The 24,033-nt window shown below is 70.6% G+C and carries 21 protein-coding genes, 1 tRNA gene and 1 riboswitch; of the genes, 6 read left to right on the forward strand and 16 right to left on the reverse strand.

Features of this window, described 5'->3' with window-relative positions:
- The 7 genes from tmk to EV141_RS12015 all read right to left on the reverse strand — a co-directional run bounded on the left by tmk (position 1) and on the right by EV141_RS12015 (position 6,624).
- Entirely contained in the window at positions 1-627 is a 627-nt protein-coding gene (gene tmk, locus EV141_RS11990) for a dTMP kinase (protein ID WP_130486206.1), read from the reverse strand.
- Positions 624-3,470 (reverse strand): type I DNA topoisomerase, encoded by a 2,847-nt coding sequence (gene topA / locus EV141_RS11995; protein WP_130486207.1) that lies wholly within the window; start codon positions 3,468-3,470, stop codon positions 624-626. The genes tmk and topA overlap by 4 nt, the downstream gene beginning before the upstream one ends.
- Positions 3,471-3,622: 152 nt before the next feature.
- Positions 3,623-3,982 (reverse strand): Rv3654c family TadE-like protein, encoded by a 360-nt coding sequence (locus EV141_RS12270; protein WP_157985557.1) that lies wholly within the window; start codon positions 3,980-3,982, stop codon positions 3,623-3,625.
- A complete protein-coding gene (locus tag EV141_RS12275) occupies positions 3,979-4,332 on the reverse strand; it encodes a TadE family type IV pilus minor pilin (protein ID WP_157985558.1) in 354 nt (117 codons plus the stop codon). The genes EV141_RS12270 and EV141_RS12275 overlap by 4 nt, the downstream gene beginning before the upstream one ends.
- Positions 4,329-4,547 (reverse strand): DUF4244 domain-containing protein, encoded by a 219-nt coding sequence (locus EV141_RS12005; RefSeq protein ID WP_130486209.1) that lies wholly within the window; start codon positions 4,545-4,547, stop codon positions 4,329-4,331. Before EV141_RS12005 ends, EV141_RS12275 begins: the two co-directional genes overlap by 4 nt.
- Before the next feature lie 101 nt (positions 4,548-4,648).
- Entirely contained in the window at positions 4,649-5,563 is a 915-nt protein-coding gene (locus EV141_RS12010) for a type II secretion system F family protein (RefSeq protein WP_130486210.1), read from the reverse strand.
- Positions 5,563-6,624 carry a TadA family conjugal transfer-associated ATPase gene (locus tag EV141_RS12015; RefSeq protein WP_241969262.1) on the reverse strand — a complete coding sequence of 354 codons (1,062 nt, stop codon included), beginning with the start codon at positions 6,622-6,624 and terminating at the stop codon, positions 5,563-5,565. Before EV141_RS12015 ends, EV141_RS12010 begins: the two co-directional genes overlap by 1 nt.
- A 413-nt stretch (positions 6,625-7,037) precedes the next feature.
- On the opposite strand from EV141_RS12015, the gene acs reads away from it, so the two are divergent.
- Entirely contained in the window at positions 7,038-8,990 is a 1,953-nt protein-coding gene (gene acs / locus EV141_RS12020; protein ID WP_130486212.1) for an acetate--CoA ligase, read from the forward strand.
- 81 nt (positions 8,991-9,071) lie between these two features.
- Here the strand turns inward: acs and EV141_RS12025 are convergent, their stop codons facing one another.
- Positions 9,072-9,533 carry a RidA family protein gene (locus EV141_RS12025; protein WP_130486213.1) on the reverse strand — a complete coding sequence of 154 codons (462 nt, stop codon included), beginning with the start codon at positions 9,531-9,533 and terminating at the stop codon, positions 9,072-9,074.
- Positions 9,533-9,697: a Sp36 family protein gene (locus tag EV141_RS12380; RefSeq protein ID WP_185740096.1), complete on the reverse strand. Its 165-nt coding sequence runs from the start codon at positions 9,695-9,697 to the stop codon at positions 9,533-9,535. Before EV141_RS12380 ends, EV141_RS12025 begins: the two co-directional genes overlap by 1 nt.
- A 75-nt stretch (positions 9,698-9,772) precedes the next feature.
- Here EV141_RS12380 and EV141_RS12030 point away from each other — a divergent pair, with 75 nt between their 5' ends.
- From EV141_RS12030 to EV141_RS12040, 3 genes are all read left to right on the forward strand, one after another.
- A complete protein-coding gene (locus EV141_RS12030) occupies positions 9,773-12,397 on the forward strand; it encodes a transglycosylase domain-containing protein (RefSeq protein WP_185740097.1) in 2,625 nt (874 codons plus the stop codon).
- Positions 12,394-13,344, forward strand: a complete 951-nt coding sequence (locus EV141_RS12035) for a metallophosphoesterase (RefSeq protein ID WP_241969263.1) — start codon at positions 12,394-12,396, stop codon at positions 13,342-13,344. Before EV141_RS12030 ends, EV141_RS12035 begins: the two co-directional genes overlap by 4 nt.
- 30 nt (positions 13,345-13,374) lie before the next feature.
- Positions 13,375-13,448: transfer RNA gene (locus EV141_RS12040), tRNA-Pro, on the forward strand.
- A gap of 104 nt (positions 13,449-13,552) precedes the next feature.
- Here the strand turns inward: EV141_RS12040 and EV141_RS12045 are convergent.
- The 4 genes from EV141_RS12045 to EV141_RS12060 are packed head-to-tail and all read right to left on the reverse strand — an operon-like array spanning position 13,553 to position 17,310.
- Positions 13,553-14,221 carry a thymidine kinase gene (locus EV141_RS12045; RefSeq protein WP_130486216.1) on the reverse strand — a complete coding sequence of 223 codons (669 nt, stop codon included), beginning with the start codon at positions 14,219-14,221 and terminating at the stop codon, positions 13,553-13,555.
- The gene (locus tag EV141_RS12050; protein WP_130486217.1) at positions 14,221-14,883 is read right to left on the reverse strand and encodes a response regulator transcription factor; all 663 of its coding nucleotides are present in this window, start codon (positions 14,881-14,883) and stop codon (positions 14,221-14,223) included. The genes EV141_RS12045 and EV141_RS12050 overlap by 1 nt, the downstream gene beginning before the upstream one ends.
- Positions 14,873-16,063, reverse strand: a complete 1,191-nt coding sequence (locus EV141_RS12055; protein WP_130486218.1) for a hypothetical protein — start codon at positions 16,061-16,063, stop codon at positions 14,873-14,875. The genes EV141_RS12050 and EV141_RS12055 overlap by 11 nt, the downstream gene beginning before the upstream one ends.
- Positions 16,060-17,310 (reverse strand): sensor histidine kinase, encoded by a 1,251-nt coding sequence (locus tag EV141_RS12060; RefSeq protein WP_130486219.1) that lies wholly within the window; start codon positions 17,308-17,310, stop codon positions 16,060-16,062. The genes EV141_RS12055 and EV141_RS12060 overlap by 4 nt, the downstream gene beginning before the upstream one ends.
- A 97-nt stretch (positions 17,311-17,407) precedes the next feature.
- Between EV141_RS12060 and pxpA the strand changes: the two genes are divergently transcribed.
- Together pxpA and EV141_RS12070 are read left to right on the forward strand one after the other, a co-directional pair.
- Positions 17,408-18,178 (forward strand): 5-oxoprolinase subunit PxpA, encoded by a 771-nt coding sequence (pxpA, locus tag EV141_RS12065; protein WP_130486220.1) that lies wholly within the window; start codon positions 17,408-17,410, stop codon positions 18,176-18,178.
- Between the two features lie 5 nt (positions 18,179-18,183).
- Positions 18,184-19,857, forward strand: a complete 1,674-nt coding sequence (locus tag EV141_RS12070; RefSeq protein WP_130486221.1) for a 5-oxoprolinase subunit B/C family protein — start codon at positions 18,184-18,186, stop codon at positions 19,855-19,857.
- A gap of 8 nt (positions 19,858-19,865) precedes the next feature.
- Here EV141_RS12070 and EV141_RS12075 read toward each other — a convergent pair whose 3' ends face one another.
- From EV141_RS12075 to glyA, 3 genes are all read right to left on the reverse strand, one after another.
- Positions 19,866-21,467: an ABC-F family ATP-binding cassette domain-containing protein gene (locus tag EV141_RS12075; RefSeq protein WP_130486222.1), complete on the reverse strand. Its 1,602-nt coding sequence runs from the start codon at positions 21,465-21,467 to the stop codon at positions 19,866-19,868.
- A gap of 266 nt (positions 21,468-21,733) precedes the next feature.
- Positions 21,734-22,612 carry a bifunctional methylenetetrahydrofolate dehydrogenase/methenyltetrahydrofolate cyclohydrolase gene (locus EV141_RS12080; protein ID WP_130486223.1) on the reverse strand — a complete coding sequence of 293 codons (879 nt, stop codon included), beginning with the start codon at positions 22,610-22,612 and terminating at the stop codon, positions 21,734-21,736.
- 2 nt (positions 22,613-22,614) lie between these two features.
- Entirely contained in the window at positions 22,615-23,892 is a 1,278-nt protein-coding gene (gene glyA, locus EV141_RS12085; RefSeq protein WP_130486224.1) for a serine hydroxymethyltransferase, read from the reverse strand.
- A 56-nt stretch (positions 23,893-23,948) separates the two neighbouring features.
- A riboswitch (ZMP/ZTP riboswitch) is annotated at positions 23,949-24,031 on the reverse strand.
- Between the last annotated feature and the right edge of the window lie 2 nt (positions 24,032-24,033).

The raw sequence follows: 24,033 nt of genomic DNA on the forward strand, positions 1-24,033 counted from the left end.
CTAACTGAGCAGCTCCGACACGCGGTCGCGGATGCTCTGCTGCAGCTCGTCGACGGGTCGGCTCGCGTCGAGCACCAGGAAGCGTTTGGGTTCGGCCGCCGCCAGCGCCAGGTACGCGTCTCGCACACGGGTGTGGAAGTCGAGTTCTTCGGCCTCCAGCCGGTCGTAACGGGTGCGGCTGGCGTCGAGGCGTTCGCGGCCGACGGCAGGGTCAAGATCGAGCAGCACCGTGAGGTCGGGCAGCAGCCGCTCGGTGGCCCACAGCGACAGCTCGCGCACCTCGGTAGTCGACAGCACGCGGCCGGCACCCTGGTAGGCGACCGACGAATCGAGGTAGCGGTCTTGAATCACGACGTCACCGCGTTCGAGCGCGGGGCGCACGACGGTGGCGATGTTGTGCGCGCGGTCGGCGGCGTAGAGCAGCGCCTCGGCGCGCGGCGCGACGTAGCCCCGCCGGTGCATGACGATCTCGCGCACCTCGACGCCGAGCTCGGTGCCCCCGGGCTCGCGGGCGTGCACAATCGTGCGCCCGCGGCCGGTCAACCACTCGGTCAGCTGTGCCGACTGGGTGGTTTTGCCCGAACCGTCGCCGCCTTCGAACGTGATGAAGAGGCCGCGCTCGGTCATTCGGCGGCCGGCGGGGTCTTCTTCGCGGCGGTCGCGCGCGTGCTTGCCGACTTCGTGGCTGGCTTCTTCGCTGCCGGCTTCTTCGCGGTCGTCGCCTTCTTGGCGGCGGGCTTCTTCGCCGTTGTCGTCTTCTTCGCGGCGGGCTTGCGTGCGGCAGGCTTCTTGGCCGGCCCCTTGGCGCGCTTGTCGGCGATCAGCTGAACGGCCCGCTCGAAGTCGACCTCCATCGGGTCTTCCCCGCGGGGCACCGTCGCGTTCGTCTCACCGTCGGTGACGTACGGCCCGAAGCGGCCGTCTTTCAGCTTGATCGGCTTGCCGCTGACCGGGTCGGCGTCGAACTCTTTCAGCGCGCTCGACGCCTTGCGTGCGCCGTACTTCGGCTGCGCAAACTTCTCGAGCGCACCGGCGAGGTCGATGTCGAAGATCTGCGCCTCGCTGTCGAGCGAGCGCGTGTCGGTGCCCTTCTTGAGGTACGGGCCGTAGCGCCCGTTCTGCGCCGTGATCGGCTCGCCGCTTTCGGGGTCGTCGCCGACCGTGCGCGGCAGGTCGAGCAGGCGAATCGCCGTCTCGAGGTCAACCGTCTCGGGCGACATGTCTTTAAACAAGGATGCCGTGCGCGGCTTCTCGGCAGCGGCTTTCTTGCCGCGGGCGGGCGCCTTCGCGGGCGCCGGCGCCTCGACGACCTCACCCGTTGCGGGGTCGACCTGGGGCTCGGGAGCGGGGTCGACCTCGGTCACGTACGGCCCGAAACGGCCGTCCTTGGCGACGACCATCTTGCCGGTCACCGGGTGCAGGCCGAGCTCGCGGTCGCCGATGACGGGGGCGTCGATCAGCTCTTGAGCGCGGGCCGGCGTCAGCTCGTCGGGAGCCATGTCCTGCGGGAGGTTGACCCGGCGCGGCGCTTCGCCACCCTCGTCGACCTCGAGGAAGGGGCCATACTTGCCGACGCGCAGCGTGATCGCGTCGGTGATGGGCATCGAGTTGATGGCGCGGGCGTCGATCTCGCCGATGTTGTCGACGATGGGGCGCAGACCCGGCTGGCGGTCGTCACCGAAGTAAAACGCCTTCAGCCAGTCGGTGCGGTCGGCCTCGCCGCGGGCGATGCGGTCAAGGTCGGCCTCCATCTCAGCGGTGAAGTCGTATTCGACGAGGTCGCCAAAGTGCTGTTCGAGCAGCTTGACGACGCTGAACGCGATCCAGCCGGGCACGAGTGACGAGCCGCGCGGCACGACGTAGCCGCGATCGATGATCACCGAGATGATCGAGGCGTACGTCGAGGGGCGGCCGATGCCGCGTTCTTCGAGCGCCTTGACCAGGCTCGCCTCGGTGTAGCGCGGGGGCGGGCTCGTCTCGTGGCCCTTCGGCTCGGTCTCGACGACGGCGAGCGCCTGCCCCTCGGTCAGCGGCGGCAGCGTCGCCTCTTTCGCCTCGCTCGGATCGGCGTTGCGCTCTTCGTCGCGACCCTCTTCGTAGGCCGCGAGGAAGCCGCGGAAGGTAATGACGGTGCCGCTGGCCGCGAATTCGGCAACCTGCCCCGCGACGCGCGCGTCCGAACCGGCGAGCGGGCTGGTAGCCATCGCGATCGACGCGGTCTGGCCACGGGCATCCGCCATCTGGCTGGCGACGGTGCGCTTCCAGATGAGGTCGTAGAGCTTCCAGTCGTTGCCGCGCAGCGTGCCCTCAAGCTCGCTGGGTGTGCGGAAGGTGTCGCCGGCGGGGCGCACCGCCTCGTGCGCCTCTTGCGCGTTCTTGCTCTTGCCGCTGTACACGCGCGGCGTTGCGGGAATCGAGTCGGCGCCGTACAGCGAGCTCGCCTGCGTGCGGGCAGCGTCAACGGCCTGCTGCGACAGCGTCACCGAGTCGGTGCGCATGTAGGTGATGTACCCGTTTTCGTACAGCGACTGGGCGATCGACATCGTCTGCCGGGCGGTGAAGCGCAGCTTGCGGCCGGCCTCCTGCTGCAGCGTCGAGGTCGTGAAGGGCGCCGCCGGTCGGCGCGTGTACGGCTTCGATTCGACGCTCGTGACCGTGAGCCCAATGTCGGATGCGCGCAGCGCCTCGGCGAGGTGCGTCACGGTGGTCTCGTCGAGCGCCACCGCGTCTTTCGCGGTGAGCTCGCCGCGGTCGTTGAAGTCGCGACCGGTGGCGACCTTCTTGCCGCCGAGGCGCGACAGCCGCGCCGTGAACGGGGTCGTCTCGCCCGAGGGCGTGAGCGTGGTGTCGAGGTCCCAGTAGCTGGCCGCGACAAATGCCATGCGCTCGCGCTCGCGGTCGACGATGAGGCGGGTCGCCGCCGACTGCACGCGGCCGGCGCTGAGTCCCGGGCCGATACGACGCCACAGCACAGGGCTGACTTCGTAGCCGTACAGGCGGTCGAGGATGCGCCGCGTTTCTTGCGCGTCAACGAGCGCGGTGTCGAGGTCACGGGTCGCGTCGACGGCCTTCTGGATCGCCTCTTTGGTGATCTCGTGGAACACCATGCGCTTGACCGGAACCTTCGGCTTCAGCACCTCAAGCAGGTGCCAGGCGATGGCTTCACCCTCGCGGTCTTCATCGGTGGCGAGCCAGAGTTCGTCGGCGCCCTTGAGGGCCTTCTTGAGGTCGGCGACGGTGCGCTTCTTGTTGTCAGAGACGACGTAGTGCGGCTCGAAGTCATTGTCGACGTCGATGGCGAATTTGCCGAGCGGGCCCTTCTTCAGCTCGGCCGGCAGGTTCTTCGGCTCCATCAGGTCGCGCACGTGCCCGACCGAGGCCTGCACCTCGTAGTCGTCGCCGAGGTATCGCCCAATCGTCTTCGCCTTGGCAGGCGACTCAACGATCACGAGCTTTTTCGTACCGGGCACGGTGCTCCTTATATACGCGGATGGTGCGGTTCGACCGACGCTTCGGCGGGCAGCCGGGGTGGGCCGCGAGCGAGGTGGCGGAAGCGGGTCGCTCGACCGGTGACGATTCGCCCCGGTCACGGTCACCATACACAGGTGCTCCCGGGAGCCTCTCACCGAAGGTCGGGCGCACCGGCCCGCGCTGACCTCTCGACGGGCAACGCCAGGATGCTGCGGGTCACCGTCACGACGACGCTCAGCTCGTCGACGGTGCACCCCACCACGCGGGCGTCGTGGCGCTCGGCCAGCCGCTCGGCGACGGCACATGGCTCACCGGCGTGCCACCCCAGCAGGGTGTCGGCAGCGGCGAGGGCGGCGCTGTCGGCGGTGTGCCCGAGCCGGCTCGCGTCGGCAAGCGCCGCACCGATGCCGAGCAGCAGGGTTGCCAAGATCACCAGGGTCGCGATGAGCCCCACGGCGAGGGGCGTTGCGGCGCCGCGGTCGCCTCGACCCGTGCCGCGCACGCCCCTCACCAGCCAGCGTCGAGCGCGCACGAGCGCGCACTCACCGGCAGAGCCACGCCGACCACCCGGTGCGTGTGGGTGACGGTTGCGCACAGCAGGCCGCCGTCGTGCCCCACATCGAGGTGTGCCCCTGCGAGCGCGCGGCTGACGTGGTGTCGGGCATCGGCGTCGGGCGCCCCGCGCGCGAGCAGGCGAGCGGCAACGGTCGCGGCCTCGTGCGCTCGCGCCTGAGCCGTGGCAGCCGTGAGGCCGCCGAGGCACAGCGCGAGCAGCACGAGAACCGCCGGAACCGCCGCGACCAGCTCGGCACTCACCGCGCCCAGGTCGCCGCGGCGGCGGCCAGCGTCAACCCTGCTCACCCGGCGAAGGTGAGGGCGTTGCGCACCATGTCGGTGAGAATCGTGCGCACCTCGTCGCTCTGCATGATGACGACCAGCAGGCCCGCAAACGCGACGGCTGCCATCGTGGCGATGGCGTACTCGGCGGTGGCTGCTCCGCGGTCGTCGGCGAGCGGGGCGAGGCGCCGGGCGCGCAGGCGGGCGGCGAGGGTGCGGGGGCGGGTGAGGGTCGACATGGTGACTCCGGTTCTTCGCGATGGGTGGCACGAACGGGTTCAGTGTCGGCGGCAGGGCCACACCGCCGTCACGGGCCCCGAGTATCCGGGCCGTCGCTCGCTCAGCCGGCGAGTGTGGAGGAGATGATGCCGAGCAGAATCGGCACGACGCCGATGAGCAGGAAGGCCGGCAGGATGCACACTCCGAGCGGCAGCATCAGACGCACGCTCAGCCGCTCGGCGGTTCGCCGCGCAGCATCGCGGGCCGCCACCCGGGCCTCGAGCGCCTCGGCCCTCGCCAGGTCGCCCAGCGGCGCGCCGGCCCGACGCGAGAGCTGAACGAGCCCGGCGAGTTCAGCCCGCTCGGCCTCACTGGGCGCGCAATCGGCAGTCTCGAGCTCGGCGATCACGAGCGCGAGAGCGGCCTCGGGCGGCCGAGCTCCCGCCGCGGCGACGGCGAGCAGTTCGTGGCCGAGACCGGCGGTCGGCGGCGGCGGCGCAGCCTCGGCCAGCAGACGCCCCGTCCACCGGCGCCCCGCGACGATGAGCGCGAGCCCCGCCCCCAGGCTCACGAGCCCGATCGGGTTCACCACGGTTGCCACCACGTCGACACCGATGATCAGCGCGAGCACGATGCCCGCCGCCGGAAGCCACAGAACCAGCCGCGCCGTCGCCCGGGGCGCCGCCAGAGCCACGGCGATCTCGCGCTGCGCCGCACGCCGATCACGTAGCGCGTCGGCAAACGAGCGCAACACCCCCGACAGCGGCGCCCCCACGATCGACGCGACGCGCCACGCGCATGTGAGCGCGCGCCACGCGGTGCTCGGCTCGGTGACGGACGCCATCGCGGCGGGCACGTCGTAGACGACGGCCGGATGCGCGGCCGTCGCCCGAACGTGCGATCCGGCGGGCGCTGCCTCCGCGGCGTGCCGCCACGCTGAGCCGGGGGTGAGACCCGCGCCGAGCAACACCGCCAGGCGGTGCACCGTGCGGGGCAGCTCGTCGTCGTCGACCGCGGGCTCTGCCGTTCGACGCATCACGGGGCGGCGACCTCGTCGGGGAGAAGCGGATGCGCGCGGAGCCGATCACGCGCATCCACCTCGACACGCCCAAACGAGACCCGCCTCGCGCCGTCGGGGGTGCGGTCGAGGTGCGCGATGAGATCGATACCGCTGACGGCCTGGCGGGCGAGCGCCGTCGGCGCGAGGCCCGCAAGCATGCCGACCGCTTCGAGCCGGGCCGCCACGTCGGCGAGCCCGTTGGCGTGCAGGGTGCCTGCTCCCCCGCGGTGGCCGGTATTGAGCGCCGCCAAGAATTCGCGCACTTCGGCGCCACGGCACTCGCCCACGACAAGCCGATCGGGGCGCATGCGCAGCGCCTCGCGCACGAGGCGGGCAAGGTCAACGCCGCCCGCTCCCTCGAGGTTCGGCTGGCGCGCCTCCAGCGCGACGACGTGCGGATGGTGGATGCGCGCCTCGGCGACGTCTTCCAGTACGACGATGCGGTCGCCCGGGTCGGCGGCCGACAGCCAGGCCGAGAGCAGGGTCGTCTTGCCGCTGCCCGTCGCGCCTGTGATGAGCATCGTCTGACGGGCCGCGAGTGCTCGCCGCAGTGCCGCCACCGCGTCGTCGGGCAGCGCCAGGTCATCGAGAGCGCCGATGTCGGGGCGCGGAAGGCGCAGCGACAGCAGCGCGCCGCCCGCACTGATCGGCGGGAGGACGCCGTGTGCGCGCAGCCCGTCGCCGAGTCGCACGTCGCAGCAGGGCGACGCTTCGTCGATGTGCCGACCCCCGAGAGCGATGAGGTGCACGACGAGATCCTGCGCCGCCTCGGGCTCGAACCGCAGCCGCTCGATGGTGACCGCGCCGTGGCCGCGGTCGACGTGCACCCGACCATCGGCGGTAACAAAGATGTCGGTCACCCGGGCGTCGACAGCGAGGGGCGCCAGGGGCCCAAGGGCGTCGACCAGGGCGGCGTTGAGCTCACGCCGCCGTCGGCTCAGACCCGCTGTGTCGCCGGCGTACCCGGGCACAAACGGGACGACACGGCCCGCATTCGACGCGGGCCCCGGCGACGGCGAAGCGGGAAGAGCGGTCACGCGACGAGTGTCGGCGAGCCGACCGCGCGCATCCGCCCCTCGCCGACGGCGCCCCGGAAAGCAACAACGGCCCCTCCGTGTGGAGGAGCCGTTGCTGTACATCAGGGGCGGCGCCCACGTTGGGGGGGATAGGGCGCCGCCACAGCGACACGAGATTGGGGGGAATCATTCGCGCCGCTAAGTCAGTTTGCTGCTGACGGGTCTCAGTCTACGACAGCGTGAGCCCTGGTCAAGACATTTTTGCCCCCCATTTCGTCCCCTCAAGTGCGGACACCCGAATGGGGGACACGTGTTGCCTATGACGCACCGCGTCACGCCGGATGCGCGCACCCCGACGAAGGCCCTACGATGGCCTCTGTTCACGCACCGTCGCGGCAGACCAGGCCAGTCCGCACATCGACGAAAGTAGATGTATGTCCTCGACATCGATCGACAGCCTCCTGCACGAAAACCGCCGATTCGCTCCCGAGCCGGCCTTCACGGCCCAGGCCAACGCGACGCCCGAGCTCTACGACGAGGCGAACGCCGACCGCCTGAAGTTCTGGGCCCGACAGGCGAGTGAGCTGCTGAACTGGCACACGCCGTTCACCCAGACCCTCGACTGGTCGAACCCGCCCTTCGCGCGCTGGTTCCACGACGGCCGCATCAATGTGGCTTACAACTGCCTCGACCGCCACGTGGAGGCGGGCAACGGCGACCGCGTCGCGCTCTACTTCGAGGGCGAGCCGGGCGACACGCGCACCATCACCTACGCCGAGCTGACGGCCGAGGTGAAGAAGGCCGCCAACATGCTGGCCTCGCTCGGCGTCACGCAGGGCGACCGCGTCGTGCTCTACATGCCGATGATTCCCGAGGCGATCGTCGCGATGCTCGCCATCGCCCGACTCGGAGCGATCCACTCGGTCGTATTCGGCGGCTTCGCGGCAGAAAGCCTGAAGGCGCGCATCGACGACGCTGGCGCGAAGCTCGTCATCACCGCTGACGGCGGCTACCGCAAGGGGCGCGTCTTCAACCTGAAGAACGCGGTGGATGCGGCGCTCGCCTCCGGCGCGGAATCGGTCGAGAACGTCGTGGTCGTTCGCCGCGGCGAGAACGAGGTCGACTGGAGTGATGGCCGCGACCTGTGGTGGCACGAGCTCATGGCCGACGCCGAGGCCGAGCACGAAGCGCAGGGGTTCGAGGCCGAAAACCCGCTGTTCATCCTGTACACGAGCGGCACGACGGGAAAGCCGAAGGGCATCCTGCACACCTCGGGCGGATACCTGACCCAGGCGGCCTTCACCCACAAGAACGTGTTCGACCTGAAGCCCGAGAGCGACGTGTACTGGTGCACCGCCGACGTGGGTTGGATCACCGGCCACAGCTACGTGGTCTACGGCCCGCTCGCGAACGGAGCCACGCAGGTCATCTACGAGGGAACCCCCGACAGCCCGCACCCCGGGCGCTGGTGGGAGATCATCGAAAAGTACGGCGTCTCGCTCTTCTACACGGCCCCGACGGCGATTCGCTCGTTCATGAAGATCGGGCGCGAGGTGCCGAACCAGTACAACCTCGCCACCCTCCGCGTGCTCGGCAGCGTCGGTGAGCCCATCAACCCTGAGGCGTGGATGTGGTACCGCCAGGTCATCGGCGGCGGCCGCACCCCCATCGTCGACACGTGGTGGCAGACCGAAACGGGCGCAATGATGATCAGCGCCCTGCCCGGCATCACGACCGCGAAGCCCGGTTCGGCGCAGGTGCCGCTGCCCGGCATCAGCGTCGACGTGCTCGACGAGCAGGGCGTGCACGTCGGCAAGGAGGCCGGCGGCCTGCTCGTGATCACCGAGCCCTGGCCGAGCATGCTGCGCGGCATCTGGGGCGACGAGCAGCGCTTCGTCGACACCTACTGGTCGGCCTTCGAGGGCAAGTACTTCGCCGGCGACGGCGCCCATCTCGACGAAGACGGCGACGTGTGGCTGCTCGGCCGCGTCGACGACGTCATGAACGTGTCGGGCCACCGCCTGTCGACCATGGAGATCGAGTCGGCGCTCGTGTCGCACGACATCGTCGCCGAGGCGGCCGTCGTCGGGGCAAGCGACGAGACGACCGGCCAGGCCGTCGTCGCGTTCGTCATCCTCAAGCAGCGCCACGTCGACTCGCTCACCCCCGAGGAGGCGAGCGATCAACTGCGCGCCCACGTCGCCCAGCAGATTGGGGCAATCGCCCGGCCGCGGCAGATCTTCGTCGTCGCCGAGCTGCCGAAGACCCGCTCGGGCAAGATCATGCGACGCCTGCTGCGCGACATCGCCGAGGGGCGCGAGATCGGCGACACGACCACTCTGACCGACACGAACGTCGTCGCGTCGATCAGCGCGTCGTTCCGGTAGACGGCGCGCCGACAACGCAAACGGGGCCGGGCATCCGAATGGTGGATGCCCGGCCCCGTTCTCGTCGGATGACGCGTGAGCTCACGCGAACTCGACGATCAGCTCAACTTCGACCGGCGCATCGAGCGGAAGCACCGCGACGCCGACGGCGCTGCGCGAATGCACACCGATGTCGCCGAAGATGTCGCCGAGCAGCGTGCTGGCGCCGTTCATGACGGCGGGCTGGCCCGAGAAGCTGGGGTCGGAGGCGACGAAGCCCGTGACTTTGACGATGCGGGTGACGCGGTCGAGCGAGCCGATCGCGCTCTTCACGGCGGCGAGTGCGTTCAGCACGGCGGTGCCAGCGAGTTCGGCGGCGCGCTCGGCGCTGACCTCGGCGCCGACCTTGCCCGTGGCGGGCAGGCTGCCGTCCACGAAAGGCAACTGGCCGGCCGTGAACACCCACTGACCCGAAACCGTCGCCGGCACGTAGGCGGCGACGGGGGCGGCCACCTCAGGAATGGTGATTCCGAGCTCGGCGAGGCGAGCATCCAGAGCGCTCATCAGGCGGATTCGCCCGCGACCGGACGCTTGAAGTAGGCGACGAGGCCACCCTCGGGGCCGGTGACGATCTGCACCAGCTCCCACCCCTCGGAACCCCAGGTGTTCAAGATCGCGGTGGTGTTGTGGATCATGAGCGGGGTGGTGATGTACTCCCAGCGGGTCATCGCGGGCTCCTCGAAATGTCAATAATGGATCACGTTCAGAGACGTCATAGCGCGCTCTGCCGTAGCCTTGAGTCTATGTCTGCCCAGAAATCCACGCCCGCCGGCGCACTGGGGGCGTTCGCCGGCATGATCGGCCTCAGTGCCATCGTCGGATTGCTCGCCACCGTCATGGTGACCCCCGCACTCGCCGTCACCGGCATGGCCGCCAACAACACGATTGGCATCTTCGACAGCCTGCCGGAATACATTCGCATCGACCCGCTGTCGCAGCGCAACGAGCTGTACGCCCAGAACACCGCGAACCCCGAAGACGGGTTCACGAAGATCGCCGACGTCTTTAGCGAGAACCGCGAAGAGGTTGCCTACGACCAGATTTCCCCGAACCTTGTCAATGCCGCCATCGCGGCGGAGGACCGCCGTTTTTACACGCACGGCGGTGTCGACCCGCAGGGAATCATTCGTGCCGCGATTGGCAACGTGGCTGAGGGCGACATCACGGGTGGTGGCTCGACCCTCACCCAGCAGCTCGTCAAGAACATCCTGATCAACCAGGCGATTACGCAGTTCCCCCCGGGCGACGAGCGTGACAACGCGGTGCGCGAGGCGCAAGAGTCGACACTTGAGCGCAAGCTGAACGAGGCCAAGTTCGCGATTGCTCTGGAAAAGGAGTACACGAAGGACGAGATCATGCTCTCGTACCTCAACATCGCGGGCTTCGGCGGCATCACCTACGGCGTCGAGGCGGCAGCTCAGCAGTACTTCGGAGTGTCGGCGTCTGAGGTGTCGGTGGCGCAGGCCGCGAGCCTCATCGCGATCGTGCAGCGACCGGGTACCCGATCGCTGCTCAGCCCCGACAACTACGAAAACAACCAAACGCGCCGCGACTTCATCATCCGCGCGATGGCGGAAGAGGGCTTCATCACGGCTGCTGAGCGGGATGAGGCGCTCGCTATCCCGGTCGATGAGAACTTCGTGACGCTGCAGGCGCCCCGGTCAGGCTGTATCGCGGCCGAGGCCTACTCGCAGTTCATGTGCGACTACGTCACGCGACTGATCCCCGAGCTCGAGACGCTCGGCTCGACGCCGGAGGAGCGCGAGGCGGCGTGGCGCCAGGGCGGCTACCAGGTCTACACGACGCTCGACCTGTCGCTGCAGCGCGTGGCTCAGGACGCTGTCTGGAACACGGTCGCGCCCGACATCGCTGAGCTCAACGCCGAGGGCGTGCCGGTGTACAACATCGGCGCGGCGACCACGTCGGTGCAGGCCGGCACGGGCCGCATCCTGACGATGGCGCAGAACAAGCGCTTCAACAACTCGCTCGGCAATACCGACATTGGCTTCACCGCAGTGAACTACAACACCGACCGCGACTACGGCGGATCAATCGGCTTCCGTGTCGGTTCGACGTACAAGATCTTCGGCCTCATCGAGTGGCTGCAAGAGGGTCGCGGTCTGCAGGAGTTCGTCGATGGCACGCCCCGGGTGTTCCAGCAGGCCGACTTCGTCGACAGCTGTAACGGCCCGTGGGGTGGCCCCTACGACCCGAAGAACTTCGCCGACGGTCGCGGCGGCGTGATGAACGTGCTCAACGCCACGGTCAACTCGGTGAACACCACGTACGTCGCCATCGCACAGCAACTCGACCAGTGCGGCATTCGCGACGCTGCCGAGAGCCTGGGCGTGCACCGCGCCGACGGGGGCCCGCTGCAAACCAACCCGTCGGCGATCCTCGGCACGAACGAGATCGCGCCCGTGACGATGGCCGCTGCCTTTGCCGCGATCCAGAGCGGCGGACTGTTCTGCGAGCCAATCGCGGTTGACCGTATCGTCGACCGCAACGGCAGCGAGTTGCCGGGACAGACCTCCGAGTGCCGCCAGGCAATCGACCCCGAGGTTGCGGCGGCGACAACGTTCGCGATGCGCGAGGTCGTGACCCGAGGCACCGGTCGGGCGTCGAACCCCGGCGGCGATGTTCCCGTCGTCGGCAAGACCGGTACCGCTGACGAGGCCCTGCACACCTGGATGGTCGGCGGGTCGACGCGCGTTGCCACCGCCACATGGGTCGGTAACGTCGTCGGCACCCGAAACATCACGACGCTTCCGGGCGGTTCGAACCTCCGGCACGAGATCACGCGCACGGTGTTCGGAGCGGCAAACGCGTCCTACGGCGGCGACGCCATTCCGGAGGCGCCCGAGCGTTTGCTGCGCGGTCAGGGCGTGACCCTGCCCGACCTGACCGGTCAGACGCCCGAGGTTGCGCGCGGCATCGTCGAGGGCCTCGGCTTCCGCTTCCGCGTTGAGGAGGCGCAGGTCGACTCAACCCTTCCTGCCGGAATCATCGCGACTCAGTCGCCAGGACCCGGTGCCTTCGTCAGCCTCGGCACGCCGGTGCGGGTGCAGCTCAGCAACGGCAACCTCATCGCGGTGCCCGACGTCTCGAGCGGTGGGCTGACGCCGAACGAGGCGAGAGACGTTCTGCGAGGAGCTGGCTTCACCAACATCAGCGAGAGGTGTCAAGCCGCGGCTCCCAGCCCGAGCCCCAGTATTCCGCCGGGCGACGACGACGACGCGCCCACTCCTCCCGGCAACTCGGGCGGAGGAGGCCCCGGTGTGGTGATCGGTCAAACACCGGGCGCCGGTGAGAACGCCACGCGGAACACGATCATTGAGATCACCGTCGAGCGAGACGTATGTCGATGACGCACCCCGTGCGCACGGCGGCCGTCGCGAGCATCGCGCTCGCGGCGGCCGCCGCCGTGTACGCCGTCGCGATCGAACGGCGCGCGTACCGCGTACGCACCGAACTCATGCCGGTGCTCTCTCCCGGAGCCGAGCCCGTGCGCATCCTGCACCTCAGCGACCTGCACCTCGCCCCGTGGCAGCGCGATCGCATCGACTGGCTGCGGGGGCTCACCGCACTGAAGCCCGATCTGATCATCACGACCGGTGACCTGATGGGCCACCGCGACGCCCTGCCCGCGCTGACCGAGGCGCTCATGCCGTTCGATGGCGTGCCCGGCGTCTTCGTGCACGGGTCGAACGACTACTTCGCGCCGCAGCTGAAGAACCCCTTCCGCTACTTCGCCGGCCCGTCGAAAGGCGACGGCGACGCGGTCGAGCGCCTCGACATCGATGCTCTTGAGCGACTGCTCGCCGACCGTCTCGGCTGGCGCTCGCTCAACAACGACGTCGCGCAGCTCGACGTCAACGGGTCAACGCTCGACTTCGTCGGCGTGAATGACGCCCACCGCGGATGGGACCGGCTCGACGCCCTGCCAGCGCTACTCGACGCCCTGCGTGAGCAAGACGACGACGACAGCGACGACCCCGCCGTGACGATCGGCGTCACTCACGCCCCGTATCGCCGCGTGCTCGACACCTTCACGACGCAGGGCGCCGACGCGATCTTTGCCGGACACACGCACGGCGGCCAAGTCTGCTTGCCCGGCGGCCGGGCCCTCGTCACCAACTGCGACCTGCCGGCCGAGCAGGCGCGCGGCCTCAGCCTCTGGTACCACGCACACCGGGCGGCCTACCTCAACGTGTCGGCTGGCTTGGGCCACTCGATCTACGCTCCCGTGCGCTTCGCCTGCCCGCCCGAGGCCGTCGTCGTGACGCTGGTGGGCGACGATATCGGGTACGCTTGACGGGTTGCGGCCCCGGCCGCGATGACCTCACGGGGTATGGCGCAGTTTGGTAGCGCGCGTCGTTCGGGACGACGAGGTCGCAGGTTCAAATCCTGTTACCCCGACGCGGTCCTCACACGAGGACGAAGAAAACCCTCGAGCATGGGCTCGAGGGTTTTCGCGTCTCCGGGCGCGCACGACCCCGTGACCGGGCGCGCCCCCGCGGCCGCTACGCGAAGTCGGGGTCGGGCCCGAGCGTCTCGGGGTCGAGCGCGACCGGCGCGCGACGCCCCGACGCGAGCGTGTCGCCCGACTCGTCGAGGTAGCAGGCCCCGCACAGCGACTCGTACGCGACGTCGACGCCGTCGATGGCGACCTGGTCCCCCGCAAAGACGAACCGCCCATCCACTGTTCTGCCGTTGAAGACGGCCTTGCGCCCGCAACGACAGATCGTCTTGAGCTCTTCCAGCGAGTGCGCGATCTCGAGAAGGCGACGGCTGCCGGGAAACGCGACCGTTTGAAAATCGGTGCGGATGCCGTAGGCGAGCACCGGAATACCCTCACGAATCGCGATGCGCAGCAGGTCGTCGACCTGCTCGGGGGTCAAGAACTGCGCCTCGTCGACCAGCAGGCACGATACGTCACGCTCCTCGTCGCGCAGTACCGCAGCGCGCTGACGCTGAAACAGCGTGTAGACGTCGTCGGTGAGGTCGATCGTGAAGTCGACCGGTCGCGTCACCCCGAGGCGCGACACGATCGTCTGGTCGCCCTTCGTGTCGATGCGCGGCTTCGCGAGAATGACCCGCTGCCCGCGCTCTTCGTAGTTGTACGCCGCCTGCAGCAGCGCGGTCGACTTGCCGCTGTTCATCGCGCCGTATCGGAAGTACAACTTCGCCATTACTGCAGGTATCCGTCCTCGGCGGCTCGCCGGATCAGTTCCGATTTCGTCGACGCGGGTCGGCCGGCGCGGGCGTACTTCTCGCGCACCCGGCGCAGGTACGTCTTCGCCGTCTCGTACTGCACGTTCATCGACGTCGCGACCTCGGTCGTCGAGAGACCGCTCGCGTAGAGGGCGAGCGCCTCACCCTCGCTCTGCGAGAGCTTCGGGCGCGCGTGCCGCGTTGCCCCCGAGGGCAGCGGGCGCCAGTCGCGAACTGCCTCGCCGGAGGCCTCGATGCCCATCACGCGCCGCGCGGTGTCCATGACCTCGCCGAGCGGCATCGTCTTCGTCAGAAAGGCGGATGCTCCGGCATCGAACGCGCGCTGGCGGGCTTCGTCGGTGTCAAGGCTCGTGAGGATGATGACCTTCGCACCGGCCGCACGACACGTGCGCACCCGGGCCTCGATCGACACCGGCTCTTGCAGCTGAAAGTCGAGCAGCACGAGGTCGGTGGGGAACTGCTCGCTCTGCACCAGCTCGAACCACGTGGGCGCGGTGAGCACCAGATCGAAGTCGGGCGCGTTCGCGGCGATCCACGACGCCATGCTGTCGAGCAGCATCTCGTGATCATCGAGGATGGCCAGGCGCACCCGAGCGGGAGGGAACGCCCTAGTGTCCATACGCAAACTCTATGACGAGGGCGTCGTGAACCTCGACCACCGCGCAGTGCCGGGCGAGCCCCCGCGCCACGCCGATGAGGGGGCGCAGGGCCTCGCGGGCGACGCCCGGCGGCTCAACCCCACGCACCTCAATGCGCACGCTGGGGCCGCTGTGACGCGGGGATGCGGTGATCGCGAGGTGCACCGCACGTGTGCCCGGAGCATCCATGGCCGCCCCGACGATCGCGCGAATGAGCGTGCGCTGCTCGAGCGTCGCGGAGCGCGCGAGGTCGTCAGCGTCGGCGACGGTCATCGCCACTGCGAGCTCGGGTCGGCGCTCGATGAGGTCGTCGGCGAGTTCGCGCACCCAGCTGCGCCCGGCCGCCTCGACGAGGGTGCATCGGATGCTCGCGGCGCGTTCCGCCGCCTCGTCGCGGTCGGCCGTCGTCACCGCATCGTTTTCGGCAACGCGCGCGAGCACGGGCAGCGCGTCGCGACCCACGCGGCTGATTTCGCGCTGGCGGACCGAGCGCGCGACCCCGTGTCGCGCCTCGCCCACGACCGCGACGGCGCGGGCCCAGGCGCGCTGCTCCCAGCGGAGGATCGAGGTGTTCATCGACTTCGCGTACGCGACGGCCGCCGCGCCGATGATCAGCACCGCGACGCCACCCGAAATCGCGAACAGTGGTGCGGGCAGCAGCGTCGTGGCACTGCCCGCCTGAGCGACGCCGAGCGCCCCCGCCACCACGGTGTGCACGACCGTCCAGACCGCCAGCTCGCGGGCAGAGCGGTACGGGGTGAGGCAGAACAGCGCGAAGCCGACGACGAGCGGCGCCCAGTCGTCGCGCACCGACGCGTTCGCCCCCGCGGTCGAGAGAGCACTCGCGACCATCATCGCGACCAGGGTCAGGTGAAACAGCACCGCTGAGCCGCGCGACCACGCCGGCCGGTCGACGCGGGTGCGGTCAATGAGCAGGGCCATGGCGCTGACGAGTGCCACCATCGTGACGATGAGCCACGACACCGAGGTCACCTGGGTCGCCTTCACGATCGTGTCGAGGCCCGCGAGCGTCACCATCGCGAGGGCGAAGGTGACGGTGACCGGGCGCGCCGACGCGGCCGACAGGGGGTCAAGCCGATCGGTGCGCAGCGCCCACGGCCCGGGGCGACGCGGCGCGAGCGACGGGGCGGAGGCGCTCATGCGGTGACCTCCGGCGCCGACTGGGGGCGCGCATCCGGGCCGTCATCGATGTCGAAGGGGTCGGGCGACACCGGTGGTGCGGCGAGCGGAAGCCGCAGCATCACCGTTGTTCCGCTGCCCACCCGCGACCAGAGCTGCGCCTCGCCGCCGATGGCCTCCAGACGGGCGACGATGCTGAGCCCCACGCCGAGCCGGCCCTCGACGCCGGGCGTCGGGTCGAATCCGCGACCGGCGTCGACCACCATCGCCGACACCTCGTCGTGCTGTGCACCGAGCACGACCTCCGCCTCGGTCACGCCCGCGTGCCGGCGCACGTTCACGAGCGCCTGGCCGATGGCCCGCAGAAACTCGGCGCGCGCGTGACCGTCAACGCGATTGAGGATGCCCGGATCGCCGGCAACAACGACCGTCAGTTCTCCCGCGGTCGCGTCGGCGAGCATCCGCTCGAACTCGGCGTGAGCCGAGCGCTCGGAGGGCGACGCCTCGTCGATGAGCCACTCCTCGCCCACGAGCGTCGCGAGGTCGGCACGGACGGCGTCGCCGATGCCCGGCCGCAGCGGCCCCTCGTCGTGCTGGGCGATCAGGGCCAAGTCGTTCAGCATCGTGTCGTGCACGAGGGCGGTGGCGCGGCGCTCGAAGCCGCGCCGCGTCTCGGCGAGCATCTCGTCGCGCGCGGCGCGATACAGGGCGGGAATCGCGGTGCGCGCCTGCAGACGCCGCAGCTGCAGCGACGCGAGCCCCAGCACGAGGAACACCCACAGCGTGATCGGCCCCGGGGCCGGACCCCACACGCCGCCGAGCGCGACGATCACGACAGCCGACGACGTCTCGGCGACGAGGAGGCCCGCCGTCGTCCACAGCACGCAGCGGGCGATACCCGGGCCCACGCCGACAATCAGAATGACCGCGGCCTTCAGCAAACCGACGGTGAAGTCGTCGTTGCGGGGCGTGACCTCGAGCTGCGCCGAGCCGATGACGGTGAACCAGGCGATGCAGGCTCCCCCGACGAGCAGGTAACCGACCGCAATGAACGTCGACGGCGTGCGCTCGAGCAGCACCAGCAGCCCGATCATGGGCACCAGCACGATGAGGGCGGGCCACACCGCAAGGTCGGGCAGGGTCGTCTGCAGGGTGAGCACCACGGCCATGGCGGCCACCAGGCTTGCGGCCGCCGCTGCATGCCCCGCGCGAACCAGCGCCAGGGTCGTCGTCGACGACGCGAGGTGGGGCGGGAGCCCGAGCGGCACAGCGAGCCCCTTCCTGGTGAGCGGCGTTCTGCTTCGCATTATTTCCTGCATTACGCGAAACGAGCATCCCCCCGACCGGGCGACGTAGGCTCGGGCCATGGCGCGGCTCGACCTCAACAGTGACCTCGGCGAAGGCTGGGGCGGCGTTGCGGTGGCCGACGACGCCGCCATGCTGCGAGTCGTCACGAGCGCCAACCTCGCCTGCGGCGGGCACGGCGGCGATACGGATGCGCGCGATGCAGCCGTGCGCGCGGCCCTCGCCTCGCGCGTCGTGATCGGCGCGCACCCCTCATACGATGACCGCGAAGGCTTCGGGCGACGCGCGATGGACGTGCCGGGGCCAGTGCTGGAGCGGCAACTGCGCGCGCAGCTCGAGACGCTGCTTGACAGCTGTGACCAGCACGGCGCCCGCGTGTCCTACCTGAAGCCGCACGGCGCGCTCTACTCGCGCATCCTCGACGACGTCGACCAGGCTGACGCGGTGGCGCGTATTGCGGCAGAGTTTGGGCTGCCCGTGCTCGCCCTCGCGGGCGTGGACGGCTCGGCGATTCAGCGAGCGTGCGATCGGCGCTTCGTCGACGTGGTCGGGGAAGCGTTCGCGGATCGCGCATATGCCGCTGACGGCACGCTGGTGCCGCGCGGGGAGGCCGGGGCCGTTGTGCACGACGCGGCGGTCATCGCCGCTCGGGCCGTGCGGCTCGCGCACGACGGCGTGATCGACACGATCGGCGGGGGCAGCGTGCGCGTCTCCGCCCGCTCGCTCTGCGTCCACGGCGACACCCCCGGAGCTGTCGCGATCGCGAGCGCCGTTCGGGCGGCGCTCGAGCAGGCTGAGGTGCAGCTCGCGCCGTTCGCGCCGGCCGGGTGAGAGGCGTGCGCATCCTGCCCTTCGGCGACCGGGCCCTGCTCGTCGAATTCGCGGGTCTCACCGACACCATCGCGGCAACCGCGCTGCTCGAGCAGCACCCGATCGACGGCGTGATCGATGTGGTGCCCGGAGCACGCACGGTGCTGGTGCGCCTCGGTGCCGGGCGCGGCGGGCTCACCGCACTCGAGCAGCGACTGGCACGCCTGTTCGCCGAGCTCGAGTCGCCGACGGTGGGCGCTGGTGAGGTGCCGGCGCCCGCGGACCGGGTGGTGCGCATCCCGGTCGCGTACGACGGGGAGGACCTCGCTGCCGTCGCCGAGGCGTGGGGGTGCTCCGTCGACGAGGTCGTGCGGCGGCACGCTGCAACCGAGTGGGTGTGCGCCTTCGTGGGCTTCGCGCCCGGGTTTCCGTACCTCGTGCCCATCGACGCAGAGCCGCTGCCAGCGGTGCCGCGGCGCGCGACGTCGCGGGCTCGGGTGCCCGCCGGAGCGGTGGCACTCGCCGCCGAATACTGCGGCGTGTATCCGCGCGAGTCGCCGGGTGGGTGGCAGGTGATCGGCCGCACCGACGCCCCGCTGTGGGATACGGGGCGGGCGACACCCGCGCTCATTACGGCCGGCACGCGCGTGCGCTTCACCCCGGTGATGGGCGGGGCTGGTGGTGCCCCCGGGCCCGCCGGGCGATCCGTTTCTCAGGAATCCAGCATCGCCACCCCCGGAAATTCGGGGCAGGACAGCGGTGCGCGCACCTCTTTTCCTGAGAAACGTCACGCGCCCTCGACCCACGGCGCGGCGTCGCAGTCGGTGCGGGTGCTCGAGCCGGGGGCACTGACCCTGGTGCACGACCTCGGCCGGCCGGGCCTCGCACGCCTCGGCGTCGGCGCGAGCGGCGCCTTCGACCGCGCCGCCCACCGGTTCGCGAACCGTCTTGTCGGCAACGACGAGGGTGCTGCCGCGTTCGAAGTGCTGCTCGGCGGCGCGACGATCGCCCTGCCCGCGGGCGCGTGGCTCGCGGTGACAGGCGCCAGCGGCACGGTCACCCTCGACGGGGTCGCGGTGCCGCCCGCCGTGGCGGTGCGCGCCGAACGTGAAGGCGCCGAGTTGCGTCTCGGGCCCGCGGGTCGAGGGGTGCGGTACTCGGTTGCGGTGCGGGGCGGGCTCGATGTTCCGGCCGAGCTGGGGTCACGCTCGCGCGACACTCTCGCGGCGCTCGGCCCCGCTCCGCTCGCCGCGGGCGACACCGTCACGCTCGCCAATGAGGTCGCGGGACCAATTCCCGCCGTCGATCTCTTCGCGACGGATGCCGTTCTCGCGTCCGCGACGGAGCTCACGGTGCGCCCCGGCCCCCGCCGCGACTGGTTCACTGACGCATCGTGGGAGCGCATGCTGCACGAGGCATGGACGGTGTCAGCACGCGCCGACCGCACGGGCATCCGCCTCGACGGCCCGAGCCTCGAGCGTCAGCCCGAGGCGGTCGGCCGAGAGCTGCCGAGCGAGGGCATGCTGACGGGCGCGCTCCAGGTCAGCCCCGACGGGGTGCCGACGATCCTCGGCCCCGACCACCCGGTGACGGGCGGCTACCCCGTGATCGCCGTCGTCACCGACGACGCCCGCGACCGCCTGGCCCAGCTGCGCCCCGGCGACCCGGTGCGCCTGCGGCTCGCGACGGGGCGACCCTGACGCGCGCCTCACAAGCGCAGCACCCGCCCCTCCCAGCGCGACCGCAGCCACCGGTCGTGCGAGGCCACGACCACCGCGCCCGGATACGTCCCCAGCGCCTCCTCCAACTCTCCCGCCAACTGCAGCGACAGATGGTTCGTGGGCTCGTCGAGCAGGAAGACGTGCGGGGGTTTTGCGATGACGAGCGCGAGGGCGAGGCGGCGCTGCTGGCCGACCGACAGCATCCCGACCGGGCGGTCGATGTCGCGGGGCGCGACGAGTCCGAGCCCCACGAGCGGAACCGTTTCGGCGCGACGCGCACCCGCCGCTCGCTCGTAGAGCGCGCGCGGTGTCGCGCCGAGGTCGGCGAAGCGCACGTCTTGCGCAAGGGTCGCGACCCGCAGTCCGCGGCGCGTGTGGCGTCGGCCGGCGGCGGGCGCGAGCTCGCCGGCGAGCACCGAGATCAGCGTCGACTTGCCGGCCCCGTTGGCCCCGGTGACGAGCAGGCGGTCATTCCCCGCGAGGGCGAGCGAGACGGGTGCGAGTCGGCCGTCGACCGACACCTCGTCGAGGCTCACGAGGCGTTGATCGGCGGGTGCGACGGTTCCGCGCGGGATACCCGCGAACGTCAACGCCGCCGGCGGCGCATCGACGCGGTCGCGTTCGAAGGCGGCCAGGCGTTGCTCGGCATCGCGCAGGCGTCGCCGGGTCGCCGCGTCGCGTCGCGCACCTTTGAAGTGGACGATGAACTTGTCGTTGTCGCGTGGGGCCCGCGGTGCGCGACCGACGAGCGCCCTCGCCCCCGAACTGGCCGCCTCGCGCAGGCGGCGCTCCTCGCGGCGTTCGAGCTCGGCCCGCGCCTCCCAGCGCTCGCGTTCGAGGGCACGCTCGACGAGATAGTCGCTGAATCCGCCGCCGTAGCGGGTGGCCATGCCTCCGCCATTTTCGCCGGTCGCGCGGCGGCGACTCGGGTCGAGGTCGACGAGTTCTGTCGCCACCTCGTCGAGGAACGCCCGGTCGTGGCTGGCGAACAGCACCGGGCCCGGCCAGGCCCGAAGCTCGCGCACGAGCAGCGCGACCGCCGCGTCGTCGAGGTGGTTGCTCGGTTCGTCGAGCAGCAGCGTTGCCGGTCGGGCGAGCAGGAGGGCAAGCAACGCGATCCGGCTGCGCTGGCCGCCCGACACCTCACCGAGGGGTGTCGACAGCGGCACCGCAGCCAGCCCGAAACCGTCGAGCAGCGCGTCGCGGCGCGACTCCCACGACCACAGTTCGGCGGCTTCCGCGTCGGCGAGCGCGGCCGCATACTCGTCGCCCGCGCTCGGGTCGGTGCCCGCGGCGAGGGCGGAGGCGGCCGCCTCGAGGCGCCGTTCCAGTGCGCGAAGCGGCGCCCGCGCATCCTCGATCAACGAGGCGACGGGGGCAGAGCCGTGAACGGCGACCTCCTGAGGGAGGTATCCGACGGGGGCGGGAACCTCGATGGTGCCGCCGTCGGGCGCATCGACGCCGGCAAGCAGCCGCAGCAGCGTCGACTTGCCGGCGCCGTTCTCGCCGATGAGGCCGACGCGCGCGCCGGGCGGCACGACGAGGTCGACGCCGTCAATGACGGCGCGCCCGTCGAGGATGCGCGTCACGCCGCGCGCAACGAGAGGTCGCGTCGCCTTGGCGGTCGCGACGCTGGGAGAAGAAAGCAGGGTGTGCGCGGACGATGCCGCGCGCGACGACGCAGAAAAAGATCGCAAGAGAGTGTGCCGTTCGGCTCGCAGGGTTCCCGCCGGGCAAAGCCTCGGGCGCGGGACGGAACTGCGTTATCTCTTCATAGCGGACACGAGAGTACGCCCGACCCCGCCCGCGGGTCAAGAGCCCGCGGGCGGGCGGCTCCGTGCCCTATGCGTGGGCGCTACACCTGGCGTTCGGCCGTCTCCACGACGTTCGCGAGCAGCAGCGCCCGCGTCATGGGCCCCACTCCCCCGGGGTTCGGCGACACCCAGGCAGCCACCTCGCGCACGTCGTCGGCGACGTCGCCGGCGATGCGCGACTTACCCGTCGCCTCGTCGGTCACGCGCGAGACGCCCACGTCGAGCACGATCGCGCCCGGCTTCACGTCGTCCGCCGAGACGATGCCCGGCACCCCGGCGGCGGCGACGATCACGTCAGCCCGGCGCAGGTGTGAGCCGAGGTCGCGGGTGCCCGTGTGGGTGAGCGTGACCGTCGCGTTAACCGCGCGGCGCGTGAGCAGCGAGCCAATCGGCCGACCGACGGTGACGCCGCGGCCGATGACGACGACGTCGAGGCCGTCCCACGAGATGCCGTGCCGTGACACGAGCTCGATGACGCCGCGGGGCGTGCACGGCAGCGGGGTGTCGATCTCGCGCGAGGCGCGCAGCATGAGCCGGCCGAGGTTCGTCGGGTGCAGGCCGTCGGCATCCTTCGCCGGGTCGATGCGCTCGAGAATCGCGTCGGTGTCGATGTGCGCGGGCAGGGGCAGCTGCACGATGTAGCCGGTGACGGCGGGGTCGGCGTTGAGTTCGTCGAGCACCGCCTCGAGCTCGGCCTGCGTCGTCGACTCGGGCAGGTCGCGGCGGATCGACGCGATGCCGACCTCGGCACAGTCGCGGTGTTTACCTGCGACGTACCACTGCGAACCGGGGTCGTCGCCGACGAGAACGGTTGCCAGCCCCGGCACGATGCCGCGCTCGGCCAACGCCGAGACGCGCGTGCGCAGCTCGGCCTTGATCGTCGCCGCGGTCGCCGACCCGTCGAGGATCTGCGCCGTCACGCCTACAGCCCCGGGTAGAGCGGGAACGCCGCCGTCAGCTCGTTCACGCGCCCGCGCAGCGCCGCCACGTCGGGGTTCGGCATGAGCGAGTGGGCGATGATGTCGGCCACCTCGCGGAACTCCTCGTCGGCGAAGCCGCGGGTCGCCAGCGCCGGGGTGCCGATGCGCACACCGCTCGTGACCATCGGCGGGCGCGGGTCGAACGGCACCGAGTTGCGGTTCACGGTGATGCCGACCTCGTGCAGGATGTCTTCCGCCTCCTGGCCGTTGAGCGGCGAGGTGCGCAGGTCGACGAGGGCGAGGTGCACGTCGGTGCCGCCGGTCAGCACGTCGATTCCGGCCGCGCGCGCGTCGTCGGCGGTGAGGCGCTCGGCGAGGATGCTCGCCCCGCGCATCGTGCGCTCCTGGCGGTCGCGGAATTCGGGCTGGGCCGCCACCTTGAACGCGGTCGCCTTCGCGGCGATCACGTGCATGAGCGGGCCGCCCTGCTGCCCGGGGAACACGGCCGAGTTGAGCTTCTTGAACAGCGACTCGTCGTTGCTCAGGATGATGCCCGAGCGGGGGCCGGCCAGCGTCTTGTGCACGGTGGAGGAGACGACGTGCGCGTGCGGCAGCGGCGAGGGGTGCAGGCCCGCGGCGACGAGACCGGCGAAGTGCGCCATGTCGACCCAGAGCTTCGCGCCCACCTCGTCGGCGATGGCGCGGAAGGCGGCGAAGTCGAGCTGGCGCGGGTAGGCCGACCAGCCGGCGATGATGACGGCGGGCTTCACCTCGTGCGCCTTGGCGCGCACCGTGTCCATGTCGATGAGCATGGTCTCGGGGTCGACGCCGTACGAGGTGGCGTTGTAGACCTTGCCCGAGAAGTTCAGCTTCATGCCGTGCGTGAGGTGGCCGCCGTGGGCGAGCTCGAGGCCGAGGATCGTGTCGCCCGGCTGGGCAAGGGCGTGCAGCACGGCGGCGCTGGCCGAGGCGCCCGAGTGGGGCTGCACGTTGGCGTACGCGGCGCCGAACAGCGCCTTGGCGCGCTCAATTGCGAGGTTCTCGGCGATGTCGACGAACTCGCAGCCGCCGTAGTAGCGCTTGCCGGGGTAGCCCTCGGCATACTTGTTGGTGAGCACCGAACCCTGCGCCTCGAGGATCGCGCGCGACACGAAGTTCTCGCTCGCGATCATTTCGAGGGTGTCGCGCTGGCGGCCGAGCTCCTGCTCAAGCACGGCGGCGATCTCGGGGTCAACGACGCTCAGCGGCTCGTTGAATGACGTGGGCAGACGATCAGACACGGGGGCTCCTTACAGCTCGCGGGTGTCGCAGACGCGCGCGTCGCGACGGGATGTGCGCTCGAGGCCCAGGCGTACGGCCCCTCACCGTGTCGGTCGCTCCCTGATGGTGACCCATCCAACGCCAGTCGCGACAGCGCCCAG

This window comes from Microcella putealis (assembly GCF_004216575.1).
Lineage (GTDB): Bacteria > Actinomycetota > Actinomycetes > Actinomycetales > Microbacteriaceae > Microcella > Microcella putealis.